This is a genomic window from Streptomyces sp. NBC_01429, assembly GCF_036231945.1.
Taxonomy (GTDB): Bacteria; Actinomycetota; Actinomycetes; order Streptomycetales; family Streptomycetaceae; genus Streptomyces.
In genome coordinates this window covers 4,370,457-4,386,554 of record NZ_CP109599.1, presented here as the reverse complement: position 1 = coordinate 4,386,554, position 16,098 = coordinate 4,370,457, and the positions used below count along the sequence as shown (strand labels likewise).

Annotated in this window: 19 protein-coding genes; 6 read left to right on the top strand and 13 right to left on the bottom strand. The window is 69.9% G+C overall.

Annotated elements, in window-relative coordinates; all coding sequences use genetic code 11:
* Nucleotides 1–131: 131 nt before the first annotated feature.
* Complete coding sequence (locus OG627_RS19200; RefSeq protein ID WP_329066730.1) at nucleotides 132–884, top strand: SURF1 family protein; 753 nt, start codon at nucleotides 132–134, stop codon at nucleotides 882–884.
* Between the two features lie 51 nt (nucleotides 885–935).
* On the opposite strand, the gene OG627_RS19195 is transcribed toward OG627_RS19200, so the two are convergent.
* The 6 genes from OG627_RS19195 to OG627_RS19170 form a co-directional block, all read right to left on the bottom strand.
* Nucleotides 936–2,285, bottom strand: a complete 1,350-nt coding sequence (locus tag OG627_RS19195) for a DUF4232 domain-containing protein (protein ID WP_329066728.1) — start codon at nucleotides 2,283–2,285, stop codon at nucleotides 936–938.
* The gene (locus tag OG627_RS19190) at nucleotides 2,282–2,947 is read right to left on the bottom strand and encodes a SigE family RNA polymerase sigma factor (RefSeq protein ID WP_329066726.1); all 666 of its coding nucleotides are present in this window, start codon (nucleotides 2,945–2,947) and stop codon (nucleotides 2,282–2,284) included. The genes OG627_RS19195 and OG627_RS19190 overlap by 4 nt, the downstream gene beginning before the upstream one ends.
* A 408-nt stretch (nucleotides 2,948–3,355) precedes the next feature.
* The gene (locus tag OG627_RS19185; protein ID WP_329066724.1) at nucleotides 3,356–4,489 is read right to left on the bottom strand and encodes an aspartate-semialdehyde dehydrogenase; all 1,134 of its coding nucleotides are present in this window, start codon (nucleotides 4,487–4,489) and stop codon (nucleotides 3,356–3,358) included.
* A gap of 23 nt (nucleotides 4,490–4,512) precedes the next feature.
* Nucleotides 4,513–5,784 (bottom strand): aspartate kinase, encoded by a 1,272-nt coding sequence (locus OG627_RS19180; protein WP_329066723.1) that lies wholly within the window; start codon nucleotides 5,782–5,784, stop codon nucleotides 4,513–4,515.
* A gap of 267 nt (nucleotides 5,785–6,051) precedes the next feature.
* Nucleotides 6,052–6,336 (bottom strand): hypothetical protein, encoded by a 285-nt coding sequence (locus tag OG627_RS19175; RefSeq protein ID WP_329066721.1) that lies wholly within the window; start codon nucleotides 6,334–6,336, stop codon nucleotides 6,052–6,054.
* A 50-nt stretch (nucleotides 6,337–6,386) separates the two neighbouring features.
* Entirely contained in the window at nucleotides 6,387–7,679 is a 1,293-nt protein-coding gene (locus OG627_RS19170) for a hypothetical protein (RefSeq protein WP_329066719.1), read from the bottom strand.
* Nucleotides 7,680–8,142: 463 nt separating this feature from the next.
* On the opposite strand from OG627_RS19170, the gene OG627_RS19165 reads away from it, so the two are divergent.
* Nucleotides 8,143–8,577, top strand: a complete 435-nt coding sequence (locus OG627_RS19165; protein ID WP_329066718.1) for a hypothetical protein — start codon at nucleotides 8,143–8,145, stop codon at nucleotides 8,575–8,577.
* A 149-nt stretch (nucleotides 8,578–8,726) separates the two neighbouring features.
* Here the strand turns inward: OG627_RS19165 and OG627_RS19160 are convergent, their stop codons facing one another.
* Nucleotides 8,727–9,587, bottom strand: coding sequence for a helix-turn-helix transcriptional regulator (locus tag OG627_RS19160; protein WP_329066717.1), 861 nt, complete (start codon nucleotides 9,585–9,587; stop codon nucleotides 8,727–8,729).
* Nucleotides 9,588–9,728: 141 nt separating this feature from the next.
* On the opposite strand from OG627_RS19160, the gene OG627_RS19155 reads away from it, so the two are divergent.
* The gene (locus tag OG627_RS19155) at nucleotides 9,729–10,724 is read left to right on the top strand and encodes an aldo/keto reductase (RefSeq protein WP_329066715.1); all 996 of its coding nucleotides are present in this window, start codon (nucleotides 9,729–9,731) and stop codon (nucleotides 10,722–10,724) included.
* A 66-nt stretch (nucleotides 10,725–10,790) separates the two neighbouring features.
* Here the strand turns inward: OG627_RS19155 and OG627_RS19150 are convergent, their stop codons facing one another.
* On the bottom strand, nucleotides 10,791–11,009 hold the full coding sequence (locus tag OG627_RS19150) for a DUF397 domain-containing protein (protein ID WP_329066713.1): 219 nt from the start codon (nucleotides 11,007–11,009) through the stop codon (nucleotides 10,791–10,793).
* Complete coding sequence (locus OG627_RS19145; RefSeq protein ID WP_329066711.1) at nucleotides 11,006–11,839, bottom strand: helix-turn-helix domain-containing protein; 834 nt, start codon at nucleotides 11,837–11,839, stop codon at nucleotides 11,006–11,008. Before OG627_RS19145 ends, OG627_RS19150 begins: the two co-directional genes overlap by 4 nt.
* Before the next feature lie 130 nt (nucleotides 11,840–11,969).
* Here OG627_RS19145 and OG627_RS19140 point away from each other — a divergent pair, with 130 nt between their 5' ends.
* Together OG627_RS19140 and OG627_RS19135 are read left to right on the top strand one after the other, a co-directional pair.
* The gene (locus OG627_RS19140; RefSeq protein ID WP_329066709.1) at nucleotides 11,970–12,359 is read left to right on the top strand and encodes an ATP-binding protein; all 390 of its coding nucleotides are present in this window, start codon (nucleotides 11,970–11,972) and stop codon (nucleotides 12,357–12,359) included.
* The gene (locus tag OG627_RS19135; RefSeq protein ID WP_329066707.1) at nucleotides 12,356–12,559 is read left to right on the top strand and encodes a hypothetical protein; all 204 of its coding nucleotides are present in this window, start codon (nucleotides 12,356–12,358) and stop codon (nucleotides 12,557–12,559) included. The genes OG627_RS19140 and OG627_RS19135 overlap by 4 nt, the downstream gene beginning before the upstream one ends.
* Before the next feature lie 58 nt (nucleotides 12,560–12,617).
* Here the strand turns inward: OG627_RS19135 and OG627_RS19130 are convergent, their stop codons facing one another.
* Nucleotides 12,618–13,391 (bottom strand): hypothetical protein, encoded by a 774-nt coding sequence (locus OG627_RS19130; protein ID WP_329066705.1) that lies wholly within the window; start codon nucleotides 13,389–13,391, stop codon nucleotides 12,618–12,620.
* A 121-nt stretch (nucleotides 13,392–13,512) separates the two neighbouring features.
* On the opposite strand from OG627_RS19130, the gene OG627_RS19125 reads away from it, so the two are divergent.
* Nucleotides 13,513–14,316 carry a class I SAM-dependent methyltransferase gene (locus OG627_RS19125; RefSeq protein WP_329066703.1) on the top strand — a complete coding sequence of 268 codons (804 nt, stop codon included), beginning with the start codon at nucleotides 13,513–13,515 and terminating at the stop codon, nucleotides 14,314–14,316.
* Nucleotides 14,317–14,337: 21 nt separating this feature from the next.
* On the opposite strand, the gene OG627_RS19120 is transcribed toward OG627_RS19125, so the two are convergent.
* From OG627_RS19120 to OG627_RS19110, 3 genes are all read right to left on the bottom strand, one after another.
* Nucleotides 14,338–15,006 carry a DUF5063 domain-containing protein gene (locus OG627_RS19120; protein ID WP_329066701.1) on the bottom strand — a complete coding sequence of 223 codons (669 nt, stop codon included), beginning with the start codon at nucleotides 15,004–15,006 and terminating at the stop codon, nucleotides 14,338–14,340.
* Nucleotides 14,999–15,598 (bottom strand): recombination mediator RecR, encoded by a 600-nt coding sequence (gene recR / locus OG627_RS19115; RefSeq protein WP_329066699.1) that lies wholly within the window; start codon nucleotides 15,596–15,598, stop codon nucleotides 14,999–15,001. Before recR ends, OG627_RS19120 begins: the two co-directional genes overlap by 8 nt.
* 66 nt (nucleotides 15,599–15,664) lie before the next feature.
* On the bottom strand, nucleotides 15,665–16,000 hold the full coding sequence (locus OG627_RS19110) for a YbaB/EbfC family nucleoid-associated protein (RefSeq protein WP_329066697.1): 336 nt from the start codon (nucleotides 15,998–16,000) through the stop codon (nucleotides 15,665–15,667).
* Nucleotides 16,001–16,098: the final 98 nt, after the last annotated feature.

Below are 16,098 nucleotides of genomic sequence, written 5' to 3'. Positions count from 1 at the left end.
GCGACGGCCTCGGGGACCGGTCGGGGTACCGGTCGGGGTACCGGTCGGGGTACCGGGACGTAAGGGCGGTCCCGGGGCGTAAGGGTGGCCCCGGGACCGGGCGGCGGGGCGGCGTTCCGTACCGTGGAGGGGTGTACCGGTTCCTGGTGACTCCGCGCTGGTTGGGGATCAACCTCTTCGTCCTGCTGGCGATCCCTTTCTGCATCTTCATGGGGACATGGCAGCTCGGACGTTTCGAGGCCCGTGTCGCGAGCCATGAGGCCGCCAAGACGCGGCCCGATCCCGGGGAGCGGCCCGCCGTCGCGCTCGCGACGCTGCTCCCCGTCGACCAGGAGACGTCGGGGCGCCATGTCACGGCGAGCGGACGGTACGAGGACCAGTTCCTGGTGCCCAACCGGAAGCTGGACGGCGCGAACGGCGCGTACGTTCTGACCATGCTGCGCACCGACGACGGCGAGGCGCTGCCCGTGGTGCGGGGCTGGCTGGCCGAGGGCAGGACGGCGCCCGAGCCCCCCAAGGGCGAGGTGACCGTCACCGGATCGCTCCAGGCGTCCGAGTCCACCGGATCCACCGGGGTGACGGCGGGGGGCGGTCTGCCGCAGGGACAGCTCGCCATGATCAGCGCGGCGTCGCTGCTCAACGTCGTGCCGTACGACGTGTACAACGCCTGGGTGACCCTCACGGACGCGCCGGACGGGCTGCGGGCCGTGCCGGCGGCGGCGCCGCAGAACAGCGGGCTGGACCTCAAGGCGTTCCAGAACCTCGGCTACACCGGTGAGTGGTTCGTCTTCGCCGGGTTCGTCGGCTTCATGTGGTTCCGGCTGGTCAGGCGCGAGGCGGAGACGCTCAAGGACCGGGCGCTCGGCCTGGAGACCGCCGCGTAGGACCGCCTGCCCGCGCGCGTCCCTCCGTCATCTGCCCGCGTGCACCCGGACCTACGAGGCGCTGAGCAGCCCCGTCCGGTAGACGGTGCCGGCGCAGGCGTTGGGGATCGTCGCCGACGCGGTCGGCGCGCCCGCCGCCGTGGTGTGGGAGACGTAGACGCTGCCGTCCAGCGTGCCCTCGTCACCGCCGAGCTGGGACTCGGAGCCAGCGCCACCGTTGTCCACGGTGCCGCCGTCACCACCACCGGGCACGCCCCCCGAGGTGTCCTCCGAGGTCGAGGGGGCGGGTGAGGCGCCGGAGGTCGGGCAGGTGTCCGAGGGCACCCAGGCGAACTTCACCTCGTACGAGCCGTTCGGCGCCAGCGACAGCGACGCCACCGCGAGCGACGGGTCGGGAAGTCCGGTGGCCTCGTCGCCCGCCATGTGCGACGCGACACCGACCCTGGAGCCGTCGGCGGCGCCACCGGTACCGATACCGACCGTGCCGCTGCCGGTGACCGTGCAGGCGGAGCCGGAGACGTTGGTGATACGGAACGTCCCGTACACCTTGCCCGACGCGTCGGGGGCTCCCGCCTCCTGGGCGGTGACCGTCAGCTGGCTCGCACCGCAGCTCATCGACTTCGCCGTGTAGTCGCTCGCGGCGTCGTCCCGGCTGGAGGTGCCGCCGCTCCTGCCGCCCTCGGCGGAACCGGCCGAGGCGGTGGCCGGCTTCTCCGACTCCTCGGGGTCGTCCTGGGCCTCGGACACCTTGTCCGAGGGGTGGTCCTTGTCCTTCTTGCCGCCGCCGGAGTCCTTGTCGGCGCCGGTGCCCCCCTGCGCCTCCTCGCCGTGCCCGGCGGCGATGGGACGGGGCCCGTCGGTGCTGGTCGAGTTCGCGACGTGGACGAACGCGGGGATCGCCGTACCGAACAGCAGCGCGGCGGCGGCCATACCCACGACGGCCTGGCGCTTCCTGGCCCGCCTGGTCGGTACCGCCTTGCGCAGATGGTCGAGGGCGCCCTCGGAGGGCTTCAGCTCGCCCACGGCGCCGAGCATCAGACGGCGCAGCGCCAACTCGTCGCCGTCCAGCAGACCGTTCAGATCGTTGTGCGCGTCCTGAGCGTCGTCCGCACCGTGCGTGTCATCCGGGGCCGCGGCCGCGGCGATGGCCGGAAAGGCGCGGGTGACGACGGCGTCGTCCTCACCGTCCGCGGCGCCGTCACCGGCCGCGTCGCCGCCGGCCGCGTCGTCGGCTCCGGCATCGTCGCGGCCGTTCAGCTCGTTCTCCGGCCCGTTGTCCACAGTTCCGTTCCCAGTCACGTCACGCAACGGCCCGATATCCGGACCGTCCTGATCCTTCTTGTGGTTCTCGCGGCTCTCGTGGTTCTCGCGGTTCTCGCGGTTCTTGTCGGCCCCGCTCATGTCGTGGCCTCCATGGCGACGCGCAGCGCCGCGATACCGCGCGACCCGTACGCCTTCACCGAGCCCAGGGATATCCCCAGCGTCTCGGCGACCTGCGCCTCGGTCATGTCCGCGAAGTACCGCAGGGACAGCACCTCACGCTGCCTGCGCTGCAATCCCCGCATCGCCTTGATCAGCGCGTCCCGCTCCAGCAGGTCGTACGCGCCCTCCTCGGCGCTCGCCATGTCGGGCATCGGCTTCGACAGCAGCTTCAGCCCGAGAATCCGGCGGCGCAGCGCGGACCGGGACAGATTCACCACCGTCTGGCGCAGATACGCGAGCGTCTTCTCCGGCTCGCGGACACGATTGCGCGCGGAGTGCACCCGGATGAACGCCTCCTGGACGACGTCCTCGCACGAGGCCGTGTCGTCCAGCAGCAGTGCGGCGAGACCGAGCAGCGAGCGGTAGTGCGCCCGGTAGGTCTCGGTCAGATGGTCAACGGTGGTCCCCGCGGCCACCGTGTCCTCAACGCCCTCGCGCTGGGACGGTATCCGGGCCGGGCGGGCGGCGGGCATGGGCGCGATCACCGGCATACCACCGCCCGGCGCACGGGGCCGCCGCACGGGGCGTACCGCCGGGCCGCGCATGGGGCCGATCGCTGTGATGTCGAGAACCTCTGCCACGCCTGTTGGACACGCTTCCCCCCGCCAGGGTTGTACGCGCACGTCACCCCGTTTGACGTTGCACCAAATACCCTCATGCGTTACCGCTCTCCCCCTATGCCCCATTTGTGCGGCACCGCACAGGGGCGACCGCAGAGACGCTTCCCGGTCAGCCAGCGGTTGCAGTGCAATCACAGAAAGGCGCACACGCATCGTCGAACAAGACAACGTCCCAGTTCAAGTGGCATAGACAGGCGACTTGCTCACAGGACGCTCACAGGGATCTTACAAAGTTTTGAGCTTTGACGGCTTCCGATTTCGGCCGACTACCGTTCCACGGCCCGGAGTTACCGACTTGGGCGGAGTTGCGCCGCCCGCGCACCGCCCGCGCACCGCCCGCGTACCGGCAGGTACCGCCCAAAGGGCGCGTTACGGCTCTGCGGTCAGCTCGACGGCGACGGCCTCGGCGATCTGGGCGGCGTTCAGGGCCGCGCCCTTGCGCAGGTTGTCGCCGCACACGAACAGCTCCAGCGCCCTGGGGTCGTCCGGCGACCGCCGCACCCGCCCCACCCAGGTCGGATCGGTGCCCACCACATCGGCCGGCGTGGGGAAGTCGGCGGCCCCCGGGTTGTCGAACAGCACGACACCCGGCGATGTCGCCAGGATCTCGTGCGCCCGCTCGACGGTGACCTCCCGCTCGAAGCGCGCGTGTACGGACATGGAGTGCGCGGTGATCACCGGCACCCGCACGCAAGTCGCCACCACCGGCAGGCGCGGCAGGCCGAGGACCTTGCGCGTCTCCTCGCGGATCGCCAGCTCCTCCGAGGACCAGCCGTCCGCCTCCAGGTCGCCCGCCCACGGCACCACGTTGAGCGCCAGCGGTGCGGCGAAGGGCCCGGTGGTGTCGCCCACGGCCCGGCGCACATCGCCCGGGCGCGTGCCCAGCTCCGTACCCGCGACCAGGGAGAGCTGCTCGCGCAGCGCGCCGACACCGTCCCGGCCCGCCGCGCTGACCGCCTGGTACGACGAGACGACCAGCTCGGACACCCCGAACTCCGCGTGCAGCGCGCCGACCGCCACGATCATCGACAGCGTGGCGCACCCCGGACTCGCGACGATGCCGCGCGGCCGGGCGCGTACGGCGTGGGGGTTCACCTCGGGCACGACCAGCGGCACGTCCGGGTCCAGCCGGAAGGCGGCCGACCGGTCGATGACGACCACGCCCTTGGCGGCGGCGACGGGTGCCCACTGGGCGGACACCTTGTCCGGTACGAGGAACAGCGCGACGTCGACACCGTCGAAAGCGGCCTCGGAGAGCGCGACGATCTCGGTCGGCTCGCCCCGTACGAGCAGCGTGCCGCCACCCGGACCCTGACCCGTACCCCCGCCGTCCGCGCGCGGCTCGGCGATGAGCCGGATCTCGCCCCAGACATCCGCGTGCTGCGACAGGATCTGAAGCATGACGGAGCTGACGGAGCTGACGGAGCTGACGGAGGCGACGGAAACGGCAGAGCCGACGTCCCCGGTCGCACCCACGACCGCGAGCGTCGGCATGCCGTCCATCGCGTACTCCCGCCTACGGGCCGCTATCGCCCGGTGCCGCCGTACACCACGGCCTCGTCCGAGTCGCTGTCCAGACCGAACGCGGTGTGCACGGCACGTACCGCCTCGGTGACCTCGTCCGCGCGCGTGACGACCGAGATACGGATCTCGGATGTCGAGATCAACTCGATGTTCACGCCCGCGTCCGACAGCGCCTCGAAGAAGCCGGCGGTCACGCCCGGGTTGGTCTTCATACCCGCGCCGACCAGCGAGATCTTGGCGATCTGGTCGTCGTACCTGAGCGAGTGGAAGCCGATCTTCGGCTTCAGCTTCTCCAGCGCGTCGATCGCCTTGCGGCCCTCGGTCTTCGGAAGCGTGAAGGAAATGTCGGTGAGACCGGTCGAAGCGGCGGAGACGTTCTGCACGATCATGTCGATGTTGATCTCGTTGTCCGCGATGGAACGGAAGATCGTCGCGGCCTCGCCGGGCTTGTCGGGGACCCCGACGACCGTGATCTTCGCCTCGGAGGTGTCATGGGCGACACCGGAGATGATGGCCTGCTCCACCTTGCGGTCCCCTTGCGGTTCGTTGCTGACCCATGTGCCGGGAAGCCCCGAGAAGGAGGACCGTACATGGATCGGAATGTTGTATCGGCGGGCGTATTCCACGCACCGGTGCAGCAGCACCTTGGAGCCGGAACTCGCCAGCTCCAGCATGTCACCGAAGGAGATCCAGTCAATCTTCCGGGCCTTCGTCACGACCCGGGGGTCGGCGGTGAAGACACCGTCCACATCGGTGTAGATCTCACAGACCTCGGCGTTCAGCGCGGCCGCGAGCGCGACCGCGGTGGTGTCCGACCCGCCGCGGCCCAGGGTGGTGATGTCCTTCTTGTCCTGGGACACCCCCTGGAACCCGGCGACGATGGCGATGTTGCCCTCGTCGAGGGCGGTACGGATCCGGCCCGGCGTGACATCGATGATGCGCGCTTTGTTGTGGACCGAGTCGGTGATGACGCCCGCCTGGCTGCCGGTGAACGACTGGGCGTTGTGCCCCAGGTTTTTGATCGCCATGGCCAGCAGGGCCATGGAGATCCGCTCTCCGGCGGTCAGCAGCATGTCGAACTCTCGCCCGGCGGGAATCGGGGATACCTGCCCGGCGAGATCGATCAACTCGTCCGTCGTGTCGCCCATCGCCGACACCACGACGACCACTTGGTGGCCGTTCTTCTTGGCATCGACGATTCGCTTGGCGACCCGCTTGATGCCCTCGGCATCGGCTACGGAGGAGCCTCCGTACTTCTGCACGACAAGGCCCACGTGCGCTCCTCGCTCAGTCCCTAGTCACTGTCGGCTCAGTTTAACGAGCGGCCGCTGTTCGACCGGGTAATACCACATCGTGAGATGTCCCGCTCACTCCGTGATCACCACCGCCGCCGAACACGGCCGCTCGGTGGGGATGCATGCCCCCGATGAGGACAAGCACGCGGAAACGTGGTCCACGTCACGAACGCGGCCGCTTCGCGGGGAGGCCGGGGCGGGAGCGCGCGCGGGACCGCGCTGACATCGGACGTGGTCCACCGGACGTCAGTCCACGTAGTCCTTGAGCTTCTCCGTTTCGAGCGTGATCCCGACCGGGTCAGGAAGCTCGACGACGGCGCCGAAGGGGCGCGTGGTGACGGCGCGGTAGACGCCGTCCTCGGGCTCGGCATGGACGGTGACGGAACAGGTCTCGCCATCCGGCACCGCTTTGACCTGGACCTTTCCATTGAGGAACTCAAGCCGCACCATCTCGGGTGCACGGCGCTCAAGCTCTTCGAACTCCTCGATCGACATCTGGGGCTGGGGCCGGTCAGCGGTCCTGGGGGTCATGGTGTCGCCTCCTTCCCTCCATGGTGCCCTGACCAGCATCTCCTGCACGCTCATTCGGCCTCCGTCGCTCGCGCCCGCCGCACGCGCGCGGCGGGCGCGATTGTCGCGGTCGTCGCGGTCGTCGCGGTCGCGTGTGCGCGTACGGCTTCGCTGTGCACCGGTTCGGGGATCGGGCGGGACTTGAGGCCGGCCAGGGCGCGCAGCTGGTCGGCGCGGCGGGCCACCTCCACCTTGGCGGGGACCGCGCGGAAGGTGTCGGGGACCGCGTCGATGATCTCCCCGGTCTCCTCCGCCGCGTCGTACGCCTCCATCTCCTCCCGGCAGTCGACGCACACACCCCGCAGCAGCAGCGTCGTCGTCTCGTCGCTGTCGCAGGAGATGCAGGTCATGACGGCGCGGCTGATGTAGGCGGGCTCGCTCGCGCTGCTCGGCAAGGGCGGCATGTGGTTCTCCAGTCGGACCCGGGCGATCGCGCCGGGGCTGTGCAGGGGCTGGGGCAGCCCGGCGGTCAGGGATCGGGTGATGTGGTCCGGCGTCGCGCCACGCGCCAGCCACTCGGCGGCGAGCACTTCGAGGGCGGAGCATTCGGCGGCGGACAGGGTCATACGGGGCTCGGTACGCCCGAGCCGGGCGAGGACGCGGTACGCGGGTGCGGTACGGGTGTCGGTGGGGGCGGCGGCGGGGGCGGCAGTGGGGGCGGCAGTGGGGGGCTGCTCGGGTTCGTGCTGAGGCTCTTCGCGCTGAGGCTCTTCGCGCTGAGGCTCTTCGCGCTGAGGCTCTTCGTGCTGAGGCTCTTCGTGCTGAGGCTCTTGGGCTTCTGCGGGCCGGGGCATCGACTCCGGTCCGCCGTCCATGTCGGCATCCGCGTCTGCACGCGTGTCGGCATCCGCGTCTGCGCCCGGTCGTGGTTCCGCCCTCAACCGCCGCTCCAGCTCGGTCAGATCGACCCCGCGCAGGCCGCCCACGTACGCCTTCCACCAGGCGTCGTCCCGCGCCGTACGCGAGAAGTAGGTGCGCGTGACCCAGCGGTAGCTGTTGTCCTCCAGCACCAAGTGCTCCTTCACCCGGCGCAGATGACCGGCGTCCGAGAGGAATCTCAACGCCTTGCCGCACGCCTGCTGCCCGTAGTCGGCGAGGTTCGCGGCGAGCGGCTTGTACCCGATCGCCGCGCCCTCGGGCAGCCGGTCGATGTACGCGGCGATCGCCGCTTCGCGGGGGCGCAGATGTACGAAGTCCGCGCTGCCGCGCGGGGCTTGGTCGGGGGCGGAGCGTTTTCCGTACCCCGGTTTGGCGTGGGGGTGGGCGGAGACTGCAAGGGCAGGACTAAAATCCGTGGAAGCCACGATCGACTGCTTTCGATTCGCTGGTCAGGTCCCGGTTGGTGTGGGTAGCACTGCCGGGGCCGCTTTATGCGGCAAGTGATGCGAACGCTAAAGGTTCACTGCGTTATGTGGCAAGCCGATCACGGATTGTCATACTGTCTGCTCAGAGCGGGTTTCGAGAGAGCCCGAGGGGACCGAGCGGACGACGGAGAGAGGGAAGGGAGGGAGGGTTTACCTCAACCACCCACTCCTCTGGAGAGGGCTCGAAGCCCAGAGCCCGGGGCTCGGGGCTTGAGCCCCGGGGACGCCTCCGCCCGGCGGGCCGGCGGGGCCGGGGATCGTACACGACAGGGCACTTGAAGAATCTTTTCTCCCTCAAGCTTTTCGCACCATGGAGGCTAATCACCTTCGTCCCGGCCGACCGCCCCCGAAGTGCGGGTACCTCTTCTGTGCAGGATCAAATCGCCCTAGCACAGGAGAATCTATGCGGAATCGCTTCAAGGCGTTCTTGGTGACGTGCGCGGTGGTCGCGCCGAGTCTGGCACTGGCCGCACCGGCCCACGCCACGTCGTGCGGGGGCGGGGCATCCAGCGTCGGCCCGATCTCCGTCACCGCGTGCGTGACGAAGTCCCTCGGCAAGGGCACTGTCTCCGTCAGGATCGCGAAGAGCCGGGACGGGGAGCGGAATCTGACCGTGCACTGGCGCTACTCGATCTCGGACCGCGGCAAAGGAGGCAAACCGGCGGGGTGGGTACCGCAGAACTGGTCGATCAGCGAGGCCACAGTGTCGAAGTCGTCGACTGACGGGAAGCTGAAGGGAGACATCGGCGCTGAGTGCCTCCGATTGGAGCTGTTCGTAGTGCACGGCGGGAAGACAGGGCGGACGGTGTCGAACTACACCTGCCAGAAGAGCGTCTGACCGGACCCCGGCACCGGGGGGAACCGTGCGCGCCGGGCACTCCCGGCCCCCCGTAGAGTCGTCGTGATCACGTCACGTCGCCGTGATCACGACGAGGTGGGCCTCATGCGGATCCAGAGTGACAGAGCTGACGCGGCCGACCGGCCGCCTCACCGTACGGGCTTGTCCGCCGCCCCCGTGGGGAACTCCTCGACGCCGAGTACCCGCAGCAGCTCCAGCCGTTCGCGGGCCTCGGCGTTCGCCGGAGTGAGCACCAGCAGCAGCTGCCCGTAGTCGGGCGTCATCAGCGTCTCGCAGTCCATCAGCAGCCGCCCCACCCGTGGGTGCGCGATGGTCTTCCGGTCGGCGCGCCGGACCGCCACCTCGTGCTCGGACCAGAGCCGCCGGAAGTCGGCGCTCTCGGCCCGCAGCCGGTCGACGAGCCTCGCGACGGTCGGGTCGCCGGAGCGGCGGCCGGCGGTCGCGCGCAGGTCGGCCACGAGCTGGCGGGACTGGTGCTCCCGCTCCTCGGGCACGCTGGCGGCGCGGGTGGCGGGGTCGGTGAACCAGCGGTACACGGCATAGCGCCGGTCGCCGGAGAACCCGTCGCTGTCGCCCGTCAGCAGCACCGACGTCCGGTTCTGGGCGAGGATCTCGCCCAGGTCGGACAGGACCAGCGCCGGGGTGTCACCGAGCAGATCGAGCATGCGCACCAGACCCGCGCGGGCCAGGCGCGCCGTCCCGTCTGCGGGCGGCGGCTGGTGACCGGCCAGGTGGAACAGGTGGGCGCGCTCGTCGTCGGAAAGGCGCAGCGCCCGCGCCAGCGCGCCGAGCAGCTGGGTCGAGGGCTGGCTGCTGCGGCCCTGCTCAAGGCGTACGACGTAATCCACCGACATGCCCGCGAGCATCGCCACCTCTTCTCGGCGCAGTCCGGCGGTGCGGCGGCGGGGACCATCGGCGATACCCACCTCGGCCGGGCGGATCGCCTCGCGGCGGTGGCGCAGGAAGTCGGCGAGCTGCTCACGTTCCATGGCTCCATGGTGCATCGCTCCATGCTCCCTCCCGGCGGACGGCCGAGCCAGGGAGCGCCGCTCCCATGATGAACGCTCCGCTTTCGGAGGTCGCGGACCCGACGCAAGGTGGGAGGTAGTTCGACGACGAAGGAGCATGTGATGCGCACACGAACCCTGGGCAACACCGGACCTGCCGTCTCCGCGCTGGGCCTCGGTGCGATGGGCATGTCCGATGCCTACGGCGAGACCGACCGCGCGGAGAGCATCGCCACCGTGCACGCCGCGCTGGAGGCAGGCGTCACCCTGATCGACACCGGCGACTTCTACGCCATGGGCCACAACGAGCTGCTGCTCGCCGAGGCGCTGCGCGGCCGGGACCGGGACAGCTACCAGCTGAGTGTGAAGTTCGGCGCGCTGCGGGGGCCCGACCAGAGTTTCGGCGGCACAGACGGCCGTCCCGAGGCGGTGAAGAACTTCCTCGCCTACTCCCTGACCCGGCTGGGCACCGATCACATCGACATCTACCGTCCCGCCCGGCTGGACCCGGCGGTACCGATCGAGGAGACGGTGGGCGCGGTCAAGGAGATGATCGACGCCGGGTACGTACGGCACCTCGGCCTCTCGGAGGTCGACGCGGCGACGATCCGCCGGGCGCACGCCGTGCACCCGGTCGCCGACCTCCAGATCGAGTACTCGCTGATCTCCCGCGCGGTGGAGGCGGAGGTCCTGCCCACGCTGCGGGAGCTGGGCATCGGCATGACGGCGTACGGCGTCCTCAGCCGCGGCCTCATCTCCGGACACTGGTCCGCCGACCGCGCCGGGGCGCCCGGCGACTTCCGCGCCTTCAGCCCGCGTTTCTCCGAAGGGAACGTGGCGCACAACCTCACCCTCGTGGAGGCGCTGCGCCGCGTCGCCGAGGCGAAGGGGTGCACCGTCGCCCAGCTGGCCATCGCCTGGGTGGCCGCACAGGGCGAGGACATCGTGCCGCTGGTCGGCGCCCGCACCCGCGACCGGCTGGCCGAGGCGCTGCCCGCGCTGGAGCTGGAACTCGGCGCGGACGAACTCGCCGAGATCGAGAAGGCGGTGCCGCCGGGCGCGGCACGCGGCGACCGGTACCCGACGGCGTTCATGTCGAGCCTCGGCGTGGGGAACTGAGCCGGGCGGACCGAGCGGGGCTCCACTCCGGCATCCGCACGCTGGCGCAGGGCGCCCCGTCAGCCCCTACGACTCTCCGTTCTCCGCGTTCTCCGCGCACGCGTACGTGAGGAAGGCGACCCATGCGGCGGCGGGGACGGCGAGTTGGGGGGCGCCGGGGGCGGGGACGTGGCGGAGCTTGGAGTCGCGGACGTGGATGGTGGTGGGGCGGGTGGCCACCTCGACGCAGGCTCCGCCCTCGCCACCGCTGTAGCTGGACTTGAACCACATCAGCTGATCGCTCATAGCTCATTCACCATCTGTTCCAGGAAGCGGGTCGAAGCCTCGGTCCCGAGGGCTTCCATGCGGATCATGCCAAGCCGCTCGATCGCCAGACTGACTTGCTCAGGATCGGACGTCAACTCACCCGTAAACGGGCCTTCCGTATACACACTGTGCGCGTGATCGCCCGCCTCAAGCAGCACCATGGGGCCGTCCATAGCCACCGGAATGGCCCTCTTGAACGGGAGCACTTGGAGCGAGATGTTAGACGCCTCGGACGTCTTCAGGAGGTGGAGCAATTGCTCTCGGTCCACCTGCGGACCGCGCAGAGCTGATTCGTACAGTACGAAACAGCACGCCACAGTCGGCTTACGGGTGAGGATCTCCTGACGCTCCCGGCGGGCTGCAACCCTTTCTTCGACCACGTCTTGGCCGAGTGGCGGCGCGAAACCGCCAATCAGCTTCCTCATACACGCATCCGTCTGCAACAAGCCTGGGATCAAGGCAACTTCGTACCACCACAGGCTGATCGCCTCACGCTCATGCGCCATGAAATCCTGCGCCCGCGCCGGGAACTTCTCCCGCCGCAGATACTGCTTCGCCGCGCTCAGCAGCCCCTCCGCACGAAACAAGTCATCCGCCGCGTCCAGCAGCTTCGGCGTCGGCATCCGTACGCCCTGCTCCATCGACTTGATCGTGTCCGGCGCGTACGCGGCGGCCCGGCCCAGTTCCTCCCGGCTCAGGCCCGCCTTCGTACGCCAGCGTTTCACCTGGTCACCCGCGTATCGCCAGGCAATGGGGGTCTGCGTCTGGGACTGCTGTCGCGGCTGAGGGTTCTGGTTCTGAAGGGACACTTCCGACACCTCCGATAGATACGCCACCTTGGGTACCCGGCTCGTCCCTTCCGAGCGTAATCAGACATCAGCACGCTGTGACCATGAACACAGGAATCCGACCCCACCGGGTTGAGTGGTGACCACCGCCATGTCCACCACCATCGTCATGCGCTTCGCCCGCACCGCCGCCTCCGTGCCGTCCGCCCGTTCCTTCACCCGGGGCGTTCTGCGCGACGCCCGCCTCGACCGTTGCGAGTTGGACGACATCCTTCTCTGCGTCTCGGAGTTGGCGACCAACGCCCTGCGGCACGGCGTGCCCGTGGGCGGGGCGTTTCTGCTGCGGGTGCAGCTCGCGGACGCGCACGTGCGCGTCGAGTGCCACGACGCGAACCGCCGGCGTCCGCGCCTACGGCATCCCGCCGACGACGACCAGGGCGGGCGGGGGCTGTTGCTGGTGGAGGCGCTCGCGTCGCGGTGGGGTACGGGGGAGAGACCGTTCGGGAAGTTCGTGTGGTTCGAGGTGGACCACAAGCGGTGAACCCGGACTCCCCGCGCGGCGCCGCCGTCTGCCTGACCGCTGCCGCCGCGCTCGTCGTCGCGGCGATAGGCGTCAGCGTGTACGTCGCGCTGGACGACGCGCGTCCCCGCCCGTACCCCTCGTACCCGTACCCCTCGCCCCCGTACGCGCCCCCGTACGCACAGGAGTCCGGGAGCCCGGGGAGCTACGGGGCCGAGTGACGAAACGGGCCGTGCCTCGGCAAGAGCCGGAGCCACGGCCCGCGTCCGGGCTCCCGTACTACGTGTCGGCGCCCGGGGCCGCGTGGGTGAACAGCGCCTCGGCCTCGGCCACATTGAGCGCCCGCTCGAACCACATGTCGAGGGTGGCGAGGTCGGTGCAGTCGGTGACGCGTGCGCGAATGTCGTCGGACACAGGGAGCGCCCGCAGGTCGAGCAGACGCAGGACCATCTCAGCCCTCGCCTCTACCTTCGCTTCAGCCTTCGCCTCGGCCTTGCCTTCCAGGTATGCCTCCTCGCGGAGCGTTCCCCTGCCCGGGAAGTGCGTGACGAACGTCATCATGTCCCTCCATTTTTCACGGTCCTCGCTGTCCGCGAGACCGATGTCCAACAGGTCGCCGTAGTACTCGGCAGATTTCACATCCGTCGCCCGCAGGGCCCGAGCCAGTGCTTCCAGTATCGCCGGGGCATCCCGGCTGCCGCTATGCGTCATGGCCGAGAAGGCGGCCATTCCGAGATCCCGCGCCGCTACCGAGGCATCCGTGATCACAGGAACGTTGTCCGGCCCCAGCACCAGCGGATGCGTGCTGAGCGCCGTCCAGCCCCTGGCCCCGCACTCGAACGGCCCTGCCGCCCATGTCGCGGTCGACCGGTCTCGGCAGACCACGAGCAGGAGCACCGGAAGCTTGTACTTCGCCTGTAAGTACGCGACGTAGTACGCCCAGCTCGTGGCCTTGTCGTCGTCCCGGCGGCCCTGGGCCTCGATGGCGACAGGCCGGATCGGGAAATGACCGGCGTCAGCCCTGTACTTCGCCCGTACCGCTCGGGGATTCACGACCCCTCGGGCAGGTGGATCAGAGGTCGGCCGGCGGCAGGCCCCGGTGGTCGTGCCACGCGCGGCGACCGGAACCCGACTACCGCCCCCTCCACGAGAATCGCCCTGCGAGAATGGCCGCATGGCTGACGACCGCACGGACCACGGCTATCTGCTGGACAACCGGCAGTCGGAGGCGGGAATCCGCTTCGACGCCCTCAGCGAGCTGTTCGATCCGGTGACGTTCCGGCACGTCGACCAGCTCGGGATCGCGACCGGGATGCGGTGTTGGGAGGTCGGCGCCGGTGGTCCGTCCGTACCCCTCGGGCTGGCCGAGCGGGTCGGGCCCTCGGGGGCGGTGGTCGCCACCGACATCGACGTGTCCTGGACCCGGGACGTCGCCGGTGGCGTGATCGAGGTGCTGCGCCACGACGTGGCGGCCGACCCGCCGCCGCCCGGCAGCTTCGACCTCGTCCACGCCCGGCTGGTCCTCATCCACATCCCCGACCGGACCGAGGCGCTGCGCCGGATGGTCCAGGCACTGCGGCCCGGCGGGTGGCTGCTCCTGGAGGACGCCGATCCGGGACTTCAGCCGCTGCCGTGTCCGGACGAGTCGGGCCCCGAGCAGCGGCTCGCCAACCGGCTGCGGTCCGACTTCCGCGCCCTGATGACGGCGCGCGGCGCCGATCTCTCGTACGGGCGGACGCTGCCCCGGCTGCTGCGGGAGGCCGGTCTCGACGACGTACGGGCCGACGCGTACTTCCCGATCACCTCGCCGGCGTGTGCCGTCCTGGAGGCCGCGACCGTACGGCAGACTCGCGGGCTTCTGGTGGCGGAAGGGCTCGCCACCGACGAGGAGATCGACCGGCACCTCGCGAACGTCGCCACCGGACGCCTCGACGTCGGCACCGCGCCGATGGTCTCCGCCTGGGGACGCCGCCCGTAGATCTCACCCGATGTGCGGGCCCTACCGCACCGTCCGCAGCCCCAGCGGGCCCGCGATCTCCTCCGCCATGACCCTGCCCGCTTCCTCCGCGAGCACCGCCTCGGCGTCCTCCGTCAGCTCCTGGTCCGTGTCCAAACCGTCGAGCGCCGGCAGGGGCTGGTCCAGGCGGACATGGGCGACCAGGGACTGGAGGGCGCGGAGGGTCGCGGAGGCGGTGGAGCCCCAGTTGGAGAAGTAGGAGAACTGCCACCACCACAGTGCCTCGGTCGTACGGCCCGCCCGGTAGTGGGCCATGCCGTGGCGCAGGTCCGTGACGACGCCCGCGATGTCGTCGGAGATACGGGAGGGGACGGGGGCCTTGCGCGGCTCGTACGGGTCGAAGACCTCGGAGTAGACGTCGATCGGCTCCAGGATCACGGCGAAGCGCTCGCGCAGGTCGTCCACGTCCGGCTCGGGGCCGAGATCGGGCTCGTACCGTTCGTCGGGAAGGATGTCCTCGTGCGCGCCCAGCCGGCCGCCGGCCAGCATGAGCTGGGAGAACTCCAGCAGCAGGAACGGTACGGCGCTGTCCGGCTCGTCGCCCTTCGCCACTTCCGTGACGGCGACGATGAAGCTCTCGATCTGGTCGGCGATCTGGACCGCGAAGTCGTCCGGATCCTGGTTGACGGCGTGCAGCGTTGCGTCAGACATCGAGAAGTCGTCTCCCCTCGAAGGCCCGCCCGAGCGTGACCTCATCGGCATATTCCAGGTCGCCGCCGACGGGCAGACCGCTGGCGAGTCGGGTGACCCGCAGCCCCATCGGCTTGATCATGCGGGCGAGGTAGGTGGCCGTGGCCTCGCCCTCCAGGTTGGGGTCGGTCGCCAGGATGAGTTCGGTGACCGTGCCGTCGGCGAGACGGGCCAGCAGCTCGCGGATCCGCAGATCGTCGGGGCCGACGCCCTCGATGGGGCTGATCGCGCCGCCGAGCACGTGGTACTTCCCCCGGAACTCGCGGGTCCGCTCGATGGCGACGACGTCCTTCGGCTCCTCCACCACGCAGATCACCGTCACGTCGCGGCGCGCGTCGCGGCAGATCCCGCAGCGCTCCTCCTGCGCGACATTGCCGCACACGGCGCAGAAGCGGACCTTGTCCTTGACCTCAAGGAGAGAGTGCGCGAGGCGGCGGACGTCGGTCGGCTCGGCCTGGAGGATGTGGAAGGCGATCCGCTGCGCGCTCTTGGGACCGACGCCGGGCAGCCTGCCCAGTTCGTCGATGAGGTCCTGGACCACGCCTTCGTACAACGGATTGCCTTCCTGATGCTGCCGTGAAGTCGGCTACTTACGTACGCTAGTTGGTGCGCGCCTTCCTTAGAAGGGCAGACCCGGCATGCCGCCCAGTCCCTGCGCCAGCGGGCCGAGCTTCTCCTGCTGAAGCTGCTGCGCGTTGTCATTGGCCGCGTGGACGGCGGCGACGACCAGGTCCGCGAGGGTCTCCGTGTCGTCGGGGTCCACCGCCTTCGGGTCGATCACCAGGCCGCGCAGCTCGCCCGAGCCGTTGACCGTGGCCTTGACGAGACCACCGCCCGCCTGGCCCTCGACCTCGGTCGCCGCAAGCTCTTCCTGGGCTCGCGCCAGGTCCTGCTGCATCTTCTGGGCCTGCTGGAGCAGATCCTGCATATTGGGCTGGCCACCACCGGGAATCACGGTCGCTCCTGAGCGTTCAGACGACGATTTACCTGTAAGCCGAGCCTACGTGGTCCCGTCCCGGCGCGCCCTACCCCGCTGGGACGAACTCTTTCGAG

Bases quoted from the DNA above. Each gene is read 5' to 3' on its own strand.
- OG627_RS19120 (WP_329066701.1), bottom strand. From the start codon at position 15,006: ATGTCTGACGCAACGCTGCACGCCGTCAACCAGGATCCGGACGACTTC.
- OG627_RS19165 (WP_329066718.1), top strand. From the start codon at position 8,143: ATGCGGAATCGCTTCAAGGCGTTCTTGGTGACGTGCGCGGTGGTCGCG.
- OG627_RS19155 (WP_329066715.1), top strand. From the start codon at position 9,729: ATGCGCACACGAACCCTGGGCAACACCGGACCTGCCGTCTCCGCGCTG.
- OG627_RS19175 (WP_329066721.1), bottom strand. From the start codon at position 6,336: ATGACCCCCAGGACCGCTGACCGGCCCCAGCCCCAGATGTCGATCGAG.
- OG627_RS19185 (WP_329066724.1), bottom strand. From the start codon at position 4,489: ATGGACGGCATGCCGACGCTCGCGGTCGTGGGTGCGACCGGGGACGTC.
- OG627_RS19140 (WP_329066709.1), top strand. From the start codon at position 11,970: ATGTCCACCACCATCGTCATGCGCTTCGCCCGCACCGCCGCCTCCGTG.
- OG627_RS19195 (WP_329066728.1), bottom strand. From the start codon at position 2,285: ATGAGCGGGGCCGACAAGAACCGCGAGAACCGCGAGAACCACGAGAGC.
- OG627_RS19150 (WP_329066713.1), bottom strand. From the start codon at position 11,009: ATGAGCGATCAGCTGATGTGGTTCAAGTCCAGCTACAGCGGTGGCGAG.
- OG627_RS19125 (WP_329066703.1), top strand. From the start codon at position 13,513: ATGGCTGACGACCGCACGGACCACGGCTATCTGCTGGACAACCGGCAG.
- OG627_RS19160 (WP_329066717.1), bottom strand. From the start codon at position 9,587: ATGGAACGTGAGCAGCTCGCCGACTTCCTGCGCCACCGCCGCGAGGCG.